Source organism: Paraburkholderia sp. IW21 (assembly GCF_041321145.1).
Taxonomy (GTDB): Bacteria; Pseudomonadota; Gammaproteobacteria; order Burkholderiales; family Burkholderiaceae; genus Paraburkholderia.
This window is the reverse complement of sequence record NZ_JBGGWA010000011.1, coordinates 201,093-214,644: the sequence shown is the minus strand read 5'-3', so window position 1 is coordinate 214,644 and position 13,552 is coordinate 201,093. Positions and strand designations below refer to the sequence as shown.

The 13,552-nt window shown below is 61.9% G+C and carries 9 protein-coding genes; 5 read left to right on the top strand and 4 right to left on the bottom strand.

Annotation, left to right across the window (positions count from 1 at the left end; all coding sequences use genetic code 11):
* Nucleotides 1-125 precede the first annotated feature (125 nt).
* A complete protein-coding gene (locus tag ACAX43_RS24905) occupies nt 126-2,987 on the bottom strand; it encodes a 2-oxoglutarate dehydrogenase E1 component (protein ID WP_370711058.1) in 2,862 nt (953 codons plus the stop codon).
* Nucleotides 2,988-3,482: 495 nt separating this feature from the next.
* Between ACAX43_RS24905 and ACAX43_RS24900 the strand changes: the two genes are divergently transcribed.
* On the top strand, nt 3,483-4,574 hold the full coding sequence (locus ACAX43_RS24900; RefSeq protein WP_370711057.1) for a hypothetical protein: 1,092 nt from the start codon (nt 3,483-3,485) through the stop codon (nt 4,572-4,574).
* Nucleotides 4,575-4,741: 167 nt separating this feature from the next.
* Here the strand turns inward: ACAX43_RS24900 and typA are convergent, their stop codons facing one another.
* Nucleotides 4,742-6,568, bottom strand: a complete 1,827-nt coding sequence (typA, locus tag ACAX43_RS24895; RefSeq protein ID WP_370711056.1) for a translational GTPase TypA — start codon at nt 6,566-6,568, stop codon at nt 4,742-4,744.
* A 317-nt stretch (nt 6,569-6,885) separates the two neighbouring features.
* Here typA and ACAX43_RS24890 point away from each other — a divergent pair, with 317 nt between their 5' ends.
* The 4 genes from ACAX43_RS24890 (at nt 6,886) to ACAX43_RS24875 (ending at nt 11,855) form a co-directional block, all read left to right on the top strand.
* Nucleotides 6,886-7,401, top strand: a complete 516-nt coding sequence (locus tag ACAX43_RS24890) for a MarR family winged helix-turn-helix transcriptional regulator (RefSeq protein ID WP_370711055.1) — start codon at nt 6,886-6,888, stop codon at nt 7,399-7,401.
* Nucleotides 7,402-7,450: 49 nt separating this feature from the next.
* Nucleotides 7,451-8,959 (top strand): efflux transporter outer membrane subunit, encoded by a 1,509-nt coding sequence (locus ACAX43_RS24885; protein WP_370711054.1) that lies wholly within the window; start codon nt 7,451-7,453, stop codon nt 8,957-8,959.
* A 75-nt stretch (nt 8,960-9,034) separates the two neighbouring features.
* On the top strand, nt 9,035-10,261 hold the full coding sequence (locus ACAX43_RS24880; protein WP_370711053.1) for an EmrA/EmrK family multidrug efflux transporter periplasmic adaptor subunit: 1,227 nt from the start codon (nt 9,035-9,037) through the stop codon (nt 10,259-10,261).
* Nucleotides 10,262-10,292: 31 nt separating this feature from the next.
* Complete coding sequence (locus ACAX43_RS24875) at nt 10,293-11,855, top strand: DHA2 family efflux MFS transporter permease subunit (RefSeq protein WP_370711052.1); 1,563 nt, start codon at nt 10,293-10,295, stop codon at nt 11,853-11,855.
* Nucleotides 11,856-12,044: 189 nt separating this feature from the next.
* Here the strand turns inward: ACAX43_RS24875 and truB are convergent, their stop codons facing one another.
* Both truB and rbfA read right to left on the bottom strand, forming a co-directional pair.
* Complete coding sequence (truB, locus tag ACAX43_RS24870; RefSeq protein ID WP_370711051.1) at nt 12,045-12,980, bottom strand: tRNA pseudouridine(55) synthase TruB; 936 nt, start codon at nt 12,978-12,980, stop codon at nt 12,045-12,047.
* A gap of 93 nt (nt 12,981-13,073) precedes the next feature.
* The gene (gene rbfA, locus ACAX43_RS24865) at nt 13,074-13,439 is read right to left on the bottom strand and encodes a 30S ribosome-binding factor RbfA (RefSeq protein WP_115782616.1); all 366 of its coding nucleotides are present in this window, start codon (nt 13,437-13,439) and stop codon (nt 13,074-13,076) included.
* Nucleotides 13,440-13,552 lie beyond the last annotated feature (113 nt).

Genomic DNA, 13,552 nt, shown 5'->3' with positions numbered 1-13,552 from the left:
TCCTGAATACGTATCGGGTGACGGCGCGGTGAACGACGACCGCCTGCGAACCTCGAATGCCACGAATGATCCTTCACCCACGGCACGGGAAAGCGCCCTGCGCTTTCCCGGTTCGGCTCTAGTGTTTACCTGGCGATCGACGCGCTCTTGAGGCGGCCGAAAGCGCCTTCTACCAGCGCCTTCTGCTGCTCGTAGTGCTTCGCGTAGTAGCCGACTGCCGGCGAGGCCGAAGCCGGACGGCCGCTGTATGCCAGCTTCTGCCCTTCCTTCATGCCTTCCTTCAGGTGGTGCTCGATGTAGAACCACGGGCCTTGATTCTGCGGCTCGTCCTGCACCCAGACCACTTCCGTCGCATTGTCGTACTTCTTCATTTCCGCTTCGAACTGCTTATGCGCGAACGGATAGAGCTGTTCGATACGGATGATCGCGACGTCGTTTGCCTTCACTTCGCGACGATGTGCGAGCAGGTCGTAGTACACGCGGCCCGAGCAGGCGACGACGCGCTTGACCTTCTTCGCGTCGATCGCTTCGTCGATTTCGCCGAGAATCGGCTGGAACGCGCCCTTCGCCAGTTCCGACAGATCCGATACGGCTTCCTTGTGACGCAGCAGCGACTTCGGCGTGGCGACGATCAGCGGCTTGCGGAACAGGCGGATCATCTGACGGCGCAGCAGGTGGAAAATCTGCGCCGGCGTGGTCGGCTGAACGACCTGCATGTTGTGGTCTGCACACAGTTGCAGGAAACGTTCGATACGTGCCGACGAGTGCTCCGGACCCTGGCCTTCGTAGCCGTGCGGCAGCAGCATCGTGAGACCCGAAACACGGCCCCATTTCACTTCGCCCGACGAGATGAACTGGTCGATCACGACTTGCGCGCCGTTCACGAAGTCGCCGAATTGCGCTTCCCATGCGACGAACGTATTCGGTTCAGCGGTCGAGTAACCGTATTCGAAACCCAGCACGGCTTCTTCCGACAGCACCGAGTCGATCACCGTGAACTTCGCCTGACCTTCGGCGATGTTCTGCAGCGGCACGTACGTGCCGTCGTTCCAGCGCTCGCGGTTCTGATCGTGCAGCACCGCGTGACGGTGCGTGAACGTGCCGCGGCCCGAGTCCTGACCGGTGAGGCGCACTGCGTAGCCCGACGCAACCAGCGACGCGAATGCCAGGTGTTCGCCCATGCCCCAGTCGAGCTTCGCCTCGCCACGGCCCATCGCGCGACGGTCGTTGATGACGCGCTCGACCAGCGGGTGGACCTTGAAGTTTTCCGGGATCGTGGTGACGCGCTCAGCGAGGCGCTTCAGTTCCGCGAGCGGCACAGCGGTATCCGCTGCATCGGTCCACTTGCGGTTCAGGAACGGGACCCAATCCACCGCGTACTTGCTCTTGTAATTCGAGAGTACCGGATCGACCGTGTGATGGCCTTCGTCCATCGCCTTGCGGTAGGCCTTGACGAATTCATCAGCCTCTTCGGCCGTGATCACGCCCTGCTGCACCAGCTTTTCAGCGTACAGCGCGCGCGTGCCCGGGTGCTTCGCAATCGTCTTGTACATCAGCGGCTGCGTGACAGCCGGCGTGTCCTGCTCGTTGTGACCCAGCTTGCGGAAGCAGACGATGTCGACAACGACGTCCTTGTGGAACTGCATCCGGAAGTCGATTGCCAGCTGCGTAGCCAGCACGACCGCTTCAGGATCGTCACCGTTCACGTGCAGCACCGGCGCCTCGATCATCTTGACGACGTCCGAGCAGTACAACGTGGAGCGCGAGTCGCGCGGGTCCGAGGTCGTGAAACCGATCTGGTTGTTGATGACGATGTGCAGCGTGCCGTGCGTGCCGTAACCGCGTGTTTGCGCGAGGTTCAGCGTTTCCATCACCACGCCTTGGCCTGCGAAGGCCGCGTCGCCGTGGATCTGCACCGGCAGCACTTGCAGGCCGCTGTCGTCGCCGCGACGGTCCATACGGGCCTTCGCCGAACCTTCGACCACCGGGTTGACGATTTCGAGGTGCGACGGGTTGAACGCGAGCGACAGGTGAACCGGGCCGCCTTCGGTCGAGACGTCCGACGAGAAGCCCTTGTGGTACTTCACGTCGCCGGCCGGCAGGTCGTCGACGTGCTTGCCTTCGAATTCGGCGAACAGATCAGCCGGCATCTTGCCGAGCGTATTGACCAGCACGTTCAGACGGCCGCGGTGGGCCATGCCGATGACGATTTCCTGCACGCCGTTGGCGCCGCCATGACGCACGACTTCGTCCATCGACGCGATGAAGCTTTCGCCGCCTTCGAGCGAGAAGCGTTTCTGGCCGACGTACTTGGTGTGCAGGAAGCGCTCGAGGCCTTCGGAGGCCGTCAGGCGATTCAGGATGTGCTTTTTCTTTTCGTTGGAGAAGTTCGGCGTGGAACGGATCGATTCGAGCTTCTCTTTCCACCAGCGCTTCTGTTCCGGATCGCTGATGTACATGTACTCGGCGCCGATCGTGCCGCAGTACGTGTCACGCAGGGCCTGGACGATCTCACGCAGCGAAGCACGCTCGAACCCGAAATACAGATTCGTTGCGCTGAACTCCTGGTCCATGTCGGCTTCGGTGAAGTCGTAGAACGCGGGTTCAAGTTCGGGGATAGCGGGACGTTCGCGGCGCTTCAGAGGATCGAGATTGGCCCATTGCGAGCCGAGGAAGCGATATGCGCCGATGAGGGACTGCACATAGACTTGCTTGCGGGAAGTAGCGAGATCTTCGCCGCCGGCAGTGGCGCGCGGGATGAAGGCGTTGGCCTTGGCCCGTTGCGCAAACGATTCGACGATCGGGCCATGGGCCACGTCGTTGGCATTGCTGCCGTCCGATGCAGGGACATTCTGCAACGCGTCGAAATAGCTGCGCCAGTTCTCGGGCACTGACGCCGGATTGTCGAGATACGCTTCGTACATTTCTTCTACGTACGGAGCATTGCCGCCGAACAGATAAGAGTTCGACTGGAATTGCTTCATCATTTTTACGCTCACCTTTCTTCGAGTTTCTCGAGAAATAGCGGGTTACAGAACCTTCCGCGACACGGCCTGACCGTTTAGCGGATTGCGCGAATCAAGTCTTGCTTGGAAGGACCTAAAACTTTGCACCCGGGGAGCATATCACAGAACCGATAGTCCAGATAGCAGACGGATTGCCGCTCAAGCCCGTCGCGACGGGCTTTCTGAGCAGTTTTAAAAGTCCGCAACAATGGCTGTCGCCGGGCGCAACAATCGCGGGTTGGATCACTCCGAACAGCCGAAAGTCCCGAAGCCAGTAGCGGCATCTGGGCGCGCTCTCACTTCCTGAGCGGCAGCGCCGCACCACCGTCATATCTATCCAGGACCTTCGCCCACGCAATTTTCCACACACTGAATGGGCGCAATACGGTTTCGGCGTTAGTGCCAAAAAGGCGCGGAGCGCCGGGGCCATTGCGTATCGGTACGCTGTTCGTTCTATGACTCCTACAGGAACCGCAAATGGAACTTAGTGCTCAGTACACTGGCGCATCATCTATGCAAACCACGCCCCCGGGGACCTCCGCCGACTCGTTGCTGCCCGCGGATGGACCGCAAGTCAAGCCACGGATTTTCCCCGAAGACAATTTCACCGGTCGATCCGCCATCACGCTACACGACCAGTCGGTCATCCCGCCTCGCAACACGGCCGAGCGTCCCTGGCTGAACGCTGGCGAGCGCGATGCGAGCACCGACCAGCCTCACAGCAGGGAAAAGCGCGGCGGCGTGCTGGGCGCATGCGCGAAATCGGATTTTAGGGAATGCCGGGGCGGCGACGCCCTCAAAGAAGGTTCGTCGTCGTCGTACGTGAAATTCGATCAATTCGACCGCAAAAAGACTCGGGGCGAGGATGGGCGGGGAACGTGCAACGGCATCGTTCGCGAAGCAATGCGTCGCATTGACCGCAGTATTGGGGGAGCGACGACAGATTTACCATCGGCGGTCACCTACATGACGAGCGATATGGGCAGCGGCCGCGCAGAAGCAGACCGAACCGGCATTTACGGCAGAATCCAGGCATTTCAGGACAACCCGAGCCGCCTCGGACTACTGAATTACCGCGATTCCGCAGGCATGCATTGGAACCCGCGCGGCTCATCGACACGTGAGGATCGCATAAACGGTCTTATGCGCAGCGTAGGCACCATGCCCGGCATGCCGCCGGGTGGCCTCGCATACATAGGTGTGCGCATCCAACGTACTGACGAGACTTCGACACCCAGCGGTCATGTGCTGCTGGTACAGCGTCTTCCCTCAAACGCGCAGGGCGACGCGTCCTCCTCTTCGGGTCGATATGCCGTCTTCGATCCTAACAACGGTGTATTCACATACGAGGATTGGGCCCATACGGAAGCCGCCCTGCGGGGCTATATGGATTCAGCATATAACGAGGATGGCTACACCGTAATGCCGGACACGGTCGAATTCTACGTTCCTGGCTCGGGAAACAGGACTCAACCGTTTAGACCAAACCCTTACCCCACCCCCGCCGACAGTCAGCGCGAGCCCCCGGAAGTAGCGCATCACGCTTATGTCGGACACGATGACCTGTAATCGCACCACGGCAAAATCGGGACGATAGGCGGCGACGCAATCCCGCCCAGGCACCTAACCAAACAAAAAAAAGCCGTTCCGGGCAGGCCCGGAACGGCTTTTTTCATCAAGTAAGCAGCGTTGATATCAGAAACAGCGTTTCCGACCACAGGGCTGCCCTTCGATCATCAGTCCACCGCGCCCTTACGGCTCGCGCTGCGGCGCTCGTGTTCCTTCAGGTAACGCTTGCGCAGACGAATGGATTGCGGCGTGACTTCGACCAGTTCGTCGTCGTCGATGAATTCGACCGCGTATTCCAGCGACATCTGGATCGGCGGCACGAGACGCACTGCTTCGTCCGTACCCGACGACCGCACGTTGGTCAGCTGCTTACCCTTGATCGGATTCACGACCAGGTCGTTGTCACGGCTATGAATGCCGATGATCATGCCTTCGTACAGCGGCTCGCCCGGCGACACGAACATACGGCCGCGATCCTGCAGCTTCCACAGTGCATACGCAACCGCCGCGCCGTCGTCCTGCGAAATCAGCACGCCGTTGCGACGCTCGCCCACCGCGCCTTCCTTGACCGGCTGGTACGAATCGAACGTGTGGCTCATCAGGCCAGTACCGCGCGTCAGCGTCAGGAATTCCGACTGGAAGCCGATCAGGCCACGCGCCGAAATACGGTACTCGAGACGCGTACGGCCACGGCCGTCCGACGCCATGTCGAGCATTTCGCCCTTGCGGCGGCCCAGCTCTTCCATCACGCCACCCTGATGGCCGTCTTCCATGTCGACGGTCAGGTTTTCGTACGGCTCGTGCTTGACGCCTTCAATTTCCTGCATCACCACACGCGGACGCGACACGGCCAGCTCGTAGCCTTCGCGGCGCATGTTTTCCACAAGAATGGTCAGGTGCAGTTCACCGCGGCCCGCCACTTCGAACGTGGTTTCGTCGCCCGTTTCTTTCACACGCAGCGCAACGTTGTGGTTCAGTTCCTTCATCAGACGGTCACGGATCTGACGGCTCGTGACGAATTTGCCTTCGCGGCCGGCCAGCGGCGACGAATTGACGAGGAAGTTCATGGTGAGCGTGGGTTCGTCGACGGTGATCATCGGCAGCGCTTCCGGCTGTTCCGGTGCACAGAGGGTCACGCCAATGCCGATTTCCTCGATACCGTTGATCAGGACGATGTCGCCGGCTTCAGCGAAGTCGACCTGCACGCGCTCGAGGCCCTTGAACGACAGCACCTGGTTGATCTTGCGGTTGAGGATCGCGCCATCGGGGCCCGAACGCACGGCGACAGCCATGCCCGGCCTGATCGTGCCGCGCGTGATGCGGCCCACGCCGATACGGCCGACGTACGACGAGTAATCCAACGACGTGATCTGGAGTTGCAGCGGCGCTTCCGGATCAGCCGGGCGAACCGGCACGTGCTGCAGCACGGCTTCGAACAGCGGGCGCATATCGCCTTCGCGCACGTCCGGGGCCAAGCCTGCGTAGCCATTGAGACCCGATGCGTAGACGATCGGGAAGTCGAGTTGTTCGTCAGTTGCGCCCAGCTTGTCGAACAGGTCGAAAGTCTGGTTGATCACCCAGTCGATCCGCGCGCCCGGCCGGTCAACCTTGTTGATCACGACGATCGGCTTGAGGCCGAGCGCCAGCGCCTTCTTGGTCACGAAGCGCGTTTGCGGCATCGGGCCTTCGACCGCGTCGACCAGCAGCAGCACCGAGTCGACCATGGACAGCACGCGCTCCACTTCACCGCCGAAGTCGGCATGGCCCGGGGTGTCGACGATGTTGATGTGCGTGCCTTCGTACTCGACCGCGCAGTTCTTCGAAAGAATCGTGATGCCACGTTCTTTTTCGATGTCGTTCGAGTCCATTACCCGCTCGACAACCGCCTGGTTGTCACGGAACGTGGCGGTCTGGCGGAGGAGTTGGTCGACGAGCGTGGTCTTGCCGTGGTCGACGTGGGCAATGATGGCGATATTGCGTAGGGCGCGAGTCATAGGAACCTGGAGACAGTTGAGTGCGCCAGCAGCAGCATTGTGTACGAAGCCAACAAAGCCCAAAGCGCACTTTTGGGAACCCAACATTATAGCACGCCCAAATGAAGCTTTCTGGTATTCCCTGATAGATCGACCGTCGTCCATGGAGCGGTGCGCGGGAAATAAGCTCGCCCCGCGTCGGCAATACCCTACGCAAATCCACGTGCATTCCGACTTGAGCAGGGAAAGTTCCTTGCCTAAGCTGTAATAACACTTGCCGCGTCAATCAACCGCCCTCTATAATCCTGCCTAGTCAACCATTGCATTCGCACGAGATCATGACGGAGCCGTCCTCTACCCCCATGCCGGACCTGAGCGAGTACCAGCTAGGCGAAAGCGTCGGCTATCTGCTCTCGCGAGTGAAATCGACCATGTCGAACCTGATCACCCAGCGCAGCATGGCCGAACTGGGCATCACCAGCCAGCAGGGCAGCATCCTGTTCATGGTGGCGAGCGGCAAATGCCTGCTGGCGGCCGAACTGGCGCGCGAATACGGCATCGACGCAAGCGCCGTCACGCGTCTGGTCGACCGGCTGGAGAAGCGCGGCCTGCTGACAAGGGTGCGCAGCAACGAAGACCGACGGGTCGTACGGCTCGCACTGACACCGGAAGGTCATGCGATCGCGGCCAGAATGCCCGCTATTTTCAACGGCGTGCTGGACAGTTTGCTCGGCGGCTTTACCCCCGAAGAGGTGGGTTTCCTGAAGAGCATGCTGCGCCGCGTACTCGTCAATTCCGGCGAACAAACGGGGCTAACCCGTGATGCAGCAAGCAATTTTGACAGTAAATCGTAATAAATTGCTTGCAGTGTCCATCATTACATTTCACTCAAAGAGTCGAGCGATGAAATCCCTTTCCCTGTCCGCGCCCGCGCTGTCGAGCCGGGCCGCCGTCGCCGCCGCGGTGACGGCGCTCGCCCTCACGGGGTGCGCGAACTACTTCGGTATGAAGAGCGACAAGCAGATCTCGTCGCCGGCTCAGTACGAGTCCGCTCAGAGTCTGTCTGGCCAGGGCGGCCAATGGCCGTCGCTCGACTGGGCCAATCAGTTCGGCGACCCGCAACTGTCGAAGCTGATCGCGGAGGCGCTGGAAGGCAGCCCATCGATCGCGCAGGCGCAGGCGCGCGTGGCCAAGGCCTCGTCGTACATCGAAAGCTCCCGCTCGGCGTTGCTTCCCAAGGTCACCGGCAGCTATACATGGAACCGCGAGCTGTTCTCGGCGAACGCGCTCTACCCGCCTCCTTATGGCGGCACCTGGTATAGCGAGAACAACGTGCTGGCGAGCGCGTCGTGGGATCTGGACCTGTGGGGCAAAAACCGCCAGCGCCTCGGCCAGGCCGTGTCGCAGGAAAAGGCCGCGGAAGCCGACATGCAGCAGGCGCGCGTGACGCTCGCCGCTTCGGTGGCGAGCACGTACAACCAGCTTGCGCAGTTGTATGCGTTCCGCGATATCGCCGCGCGCGAAATCGCCAACCGCCAGGATATCGGCCGCATCACCAACGGCCGCGTGACCGCCGGCCTCGACACCAATGTCGAACGGCAAACCGCGAACGGCAACATCGCGACCAGCCAGTCGACTTTGACGGATCTGGACGGCCAGATCACCGTGGTGCGCTACCAGTTGGGCGCGCTGCTCGGCAAGGGCCCGGATCGCGGCCTGCAGATCGCCCAGCCGGTTCTGACCAAGGGCGACACGGTAGCGCTGCCGAACAACCTGCCTGCCGACCTCGTTGCACGCCGCGCGGATATCGTCGCCGCACGCTGGCAGGTCGAAGCCGCGATGCACGACGTGAAGGAAGCGAAAGCCGAATTCTTCCCGGACGTCAACCTCGCCGCCGGTTTCGGGTTCGATGCGTTCGGCTGGGGCCGTTTCCTCAAGGCCGGCAGCCGTCAGATGCAGTTCGGTCCGGCGATCCACCTGCCGATCTTCGACGCCGGCGCACTGCGCTCGCAATTGAAAGGCCGCTATGCAGACTTCGACCTCGATGTGGCGAACTACAACCAGACGCTGATCAACGCGCTGTCCGACGTCGCGACGCAAGTGTCGTCGATCCGTTCGATCGACCAGCAGTCGGGCGATGCACAGCGCGCGCTCGACGCGTCGACCAAGGCCTATCAGCTGGCGGTGATCCGCTACAAGGCCGGTTTGTCGCCGCAGTTGCAGGTGCTGACCGCCGACCAGAGCCGCCTGGCCGCTGAACAGACGGTAGTGGGCCTGAAGATGCGCCGTCGCGATATGCAGATCGGCCTCATCAAGGCACTCGGCGGCGGTTTCGACGCAACGCAGACCGGCCTCGTGGTGCCGACCGATGCTCCGGCATCGGCCCCCGCCGCGGCCGCCGCTGCAAACTGAAGCCACATCGGCGCGCCCCACACTCGCACGAACATCCGAATAAACGACGACGCTTGAGAGAACCGGAGCACATCAATGAGCACCCCCCAACAGCCCGCGGCCCCCGCACAACCGGCGAACAGCGGCAAACGCAAGCGCATGATGACGCTGCTCGTCATCGTGATCCTGATCGCCGCGGTCGCCTACGGCCTTTACTATTTCCTCGACGCACGCTTCCATGAAGACACGGACGACGCCTACGTGAACGGCAACGTCGTGCAGATCACGCCGCAAGTTACCGGCACGGTGGTCGCCGTGAACGCGGACGACACGCAAACCGTCAAGGCCGGCGACCCGCTCGTCGTGCTCGATCCGGCCGACGCTCGCGTTGCGCTCGAACAAGCCGAAGCGAATCTCGCGCAGACGGTGCGCCAGGTGCGCGGCCTGTTCGCCGACGACAACCAGTACCAGGCGCAAGTGGCCATGCGTCAGGCCGATCTGTCGCGCGCTCAGGACGACCTGAAGCGCCGCCTGACGGTCGCGCAAACGGGCGCCGTGTCGGCGGAAGAAATCTCGCATGCCCGCGACGCCGTGAAGAGCGCGCAAGCCTCCGTCGACGCCGCCCAGCAACAACTGGCGTCGAACCGCGCCCTGACCGCCAATACCACGATCGCGAATCACCCGAATGTGCAGGCCGCCGCCGCGAAGGTCCGCGACGCTTACCTGAACAACGCGCGTAACAACCTGCCGGCGCCGGTCACGGGCTACGTCGCGAAACGCTCGGTGCAGGTCGGCCAGCGCGTCTCGCCGGGCACCCCGCTGATGGCCATCGTGCCGCTAGGCGGCGTGTGGGTCGATGCGAACTTCAAGGAAGTGCAACTGAAGCACATGCGCATCGGCCAGCCGGTCGAACTGACGGCCGACGTGTACGGCTCGTCGGTTGTATTCCACGGCAAGGTGGTCGGCTTCTCGGCCGGCACGGGTTCGGCGTTCTCGCTGCTGCCCGCGCAGAACGCCACCGGCAACTGGATCAAGGTGGTGCAGCGTCTGCCGGTGCGTATCGCACTCGACCCGAAGGAACTTGAACAGCATCCGCTGCGCATCGGTCTGTCGATGCAAGCCGACGTGACCATCAAGAACGACGAAGGCGGCCAGCTCGGCAACGCGCCGAACACGGTCAATCAAACCAACGTGTTCGAAAAGTATGGTGACCAGGCCGACGCGGAAATCGCTCGCATCATTTCGGAAAATGCAGGTCCGAACGGCGGCTCGCAGAAGTCGGCGCAAGCCGGCGCCGCGAAGCCCGCAGCGAAGTTGATGTAAAGCGGCGCGGCGATTCATAGAAGGTTTTTCAATGGCTCAGGCTCAGGCGCAAGTCCCTCATCCGCCGCTCGAGGGCGCGCAACTGGTGATCGGCACCATCGCGGTGTCGCTCGCCGTGTTCATGAACGTGCTCGACACGTCGATTGCGAACGTATCGATCCCGTCCATTTCGGGCGACCTCGGTGTCTCGTCCGACCAGGGCACGTGGGTCATCACGTCGTTCGCGGTGGCGAACGCGATCTCCGTGCCGCTGACCGGCTGGCTCACCGACCGCATCGGCCAGGTGCGCCTGTTCATGGCGTCGATCATTCTGTTCGTGATCTCGTCGTGGATGTGCGGCCTCGCGCCCACCCTGCCGTTCCTGCTTGCCTCGCGCGTGCTGCAAGGCGCCGTGGCCGGCCCGATGATTCCGCTGTCGCAAACGCTGCTGCTCGCGAGCTATCCACGCGCCAAGGCGCCGATGGCTTTATCGATGTGGGCGATGACCACGCTGATCGCGCCGGTGGCCGGACCGATTCTCGGCGGCTGGATTTCGGACAATATCTCGTGGCCATGGATTTTCTACGTCAACATTCCGGTCGGCGCGATCGCCGCCGTGGCAACGTGGTCGATCTTCCGCAACCGCGATTCGGTCATCAAGAAGGCGCCGATCGACGGCGTCGGTCTCGGCCTGCTGATCCTCTGGGTCGGCTCGTTGCAGGTGATGCTCGATAAGGGTAAGGACCTCGACTGGTTTTCGTCGACCACCGTGGTCGTGCTGGCGCTGGTCGCGGTGATTTCGCTCGCGTTCTTCATCGTGTGGGAATTGACGGCCGAGCATCCGGTGGTCGATCTCTCGCTCTTCAGCCGGCGCAATTTCACGGGCGGCACGATCGCGCTTTCGATCGGCTACGGGCTCTACTTCGGCAATCTCGTATTGCTGCCGCTGTGGCTGCAAACCGATATCGGTTACACCGCGACCGAAGCGGGCCTGGTGATGGCGCCTGTGGGCCTGTTCGCGGTGCTGCTGTCGCCGATCACCGGCAAGGTTTTGCCGCGTACCGATCCGCGTTATATCGCGACCTTGTCGTTCCTCGTGTTCGCGTTGTGTTTCTGGATGCGCTCGCGCTATACGACTGGCGTCGATACTTTTTCGCTGCTGATACCGACGCTGATTCAAGGCATCGGTATGGCCGGGTTCTTTATCCCGCTGGTGTCGATCACGCTGTCAGGCTTGCCGGGCAACCGGATTCCGGCTGCGTCGGGCTTGTCGAATTTCGTGCGGATCATGTGCGGCGGTATCGGTACGTCGATCTTCCAGACCGCATGGGATCACCGCACCATCATGCATCACGCGCAACTGGCCGAACAGGCGAATGCGTACAACCCGGTATTCGACCAATCGATCCGGCAGATGGGTGCGGCGGGGTTCAGTCAGCCGCAGGCGTATGGCCTCTTCAACACGATGGCCACGCAGCAGGCCGCGCAGTTGGGCGTGAACGATCTGTTCTTTATCTCGGCCGGGATCTTCGTCGCGCTGATCGCGCTGATCTGGATCACCAAGCCGGAACGCGCGGGCGGTGACGCCGGTGCAGCGGCCGCGGCGGCGCATTGAGGTTTTAGCTTCAGTCCGCGACACGGGCTATAGATAGGAAAAAAGGCGGGGCCGCAATTAGCGGTCTCGCCTTTTTCGTTGCTACTGCCCATGCTTCGGCCGGATTCGCTGCCGATGCTGATATCCAGCCTGGCTCGCTGCCACGACGATGCCGATCAGCTTGTTTCGACCGCGATACCTGTCTTCGGCTTAGCTCGCAGCCGTGACGACCAGGCGCTCAGGGGCCAGCACCCCCTCGCCTTGCTTCGCGACGCCAAGCAGACGCCCGTCCGCTGCATACACGCGTACGCGCGGCGCATTCACCGCCTCGCCAGTGATGGTCAACTCGGAAAGCTTCAGCCGCTGCCCATGCAGGAAGCGGCGCGTCGCGTCTTCATCCAGCTTGACAAGCGGAAAGGTGGACAGCAATGCATCGACCGGCTGGAGCCAGGCATCGCGCTCGCTTTCCGTCGCGTCCGACAATGCGTCGAGCGTCACCGCATTCTCCAGCGTGAGCGCGCCGACGCCGGTACGCCGCAGCGCGACCAGATGCGCGCCACAACCGAGCGCTTCGCCGATATCCTCGGCCAGCGTGCGCACATAGGTGCCTTTGCTGCACGTCACGCGAAACGTCACGTCGGGCAACGCACAGGCAAGCAGTTCAAGTGCGTGAATCGTCACCTGACGCCCTTCCCGCTCAACCGTCTGCCCTGCACGCGCATATTCGTACAGCGGCTTGCCGTCGCGCTTGAGCGCCGAATACATTGGTGGGACCTGCATGATGTCGCCGAGAAATTTCAGCATAGCCACCTGGACCGCCACCTGATCGCACGTCACGTCGCGCGTGTCGACCGCTTCGCCTTCGGCGTCGCCGGTGGTCGTGCGGATACCGAGGCGCATGGTCGCCTCGTAGGTCTTGTCGGCTTCGAGCAGGTCTTGCGAAAACTTGGTCGCTTCGCCGAAGCATAGCGGCAAGAGGCCCGTGGCGAGTGGATCGAGCGTGCCGGTGTGGCCCGCCTTTTTCGCCAGATAGAGACGCTTCGCGCGAATCAGCGCGTCGTTGCTCGACAGGCCGAGTGGCTTGTCGAGCAGCAGTACGCCGTCGAGCGCGCGACGCGGCACGCGGGGGCGTTGAGATGCGGTCATGTCAGAAAGACGGGGTCTTCGAAGTGGTCGGAAAACAGCCCTAAGCGCGTCACAACCAAGGCGTTGCAGCCAGGAACACAGATAACGGCGCGCTCAGTCTTCTTTCGCGCGATTAGCGTTCGCCTCGTCGATCAGACGAGACATTTCGACGGCCCGTTCGATCGTCTGATCATAGTGAAAATGCAACGTCGGCACGGTGTGAATATGCAGGCGCTTGAACAGCTGATTATGCAGATGGCCGGCCGCATGCGTCAGCGCTTCCAGCGTCTGTTGCGGGTCGCCGGTCAGCGTCGTGAAGTAGACCTTCGCATGGGCGTAGTCGGGCGTCAGCTCGACGCTTTGAATCGTGACGAGGCCGATGCGCGGATCCTTGACCTCGCGCAGCAACTCGGACAGGTCGCGCTGGATCTGATCGGCGATCTGCACGTTGCGATTGGGAGAAGAACGTTTTTTAGGCATGGTGATTGTGTGATCCGTTCTGACGGATGCAAAAAAATTGTTCGCGCGTACCGTGGCGGTTGTTGCCTCGCCGCCAACGAGCGGCTTCATGGCAACTGCAAACTACCGTGGGG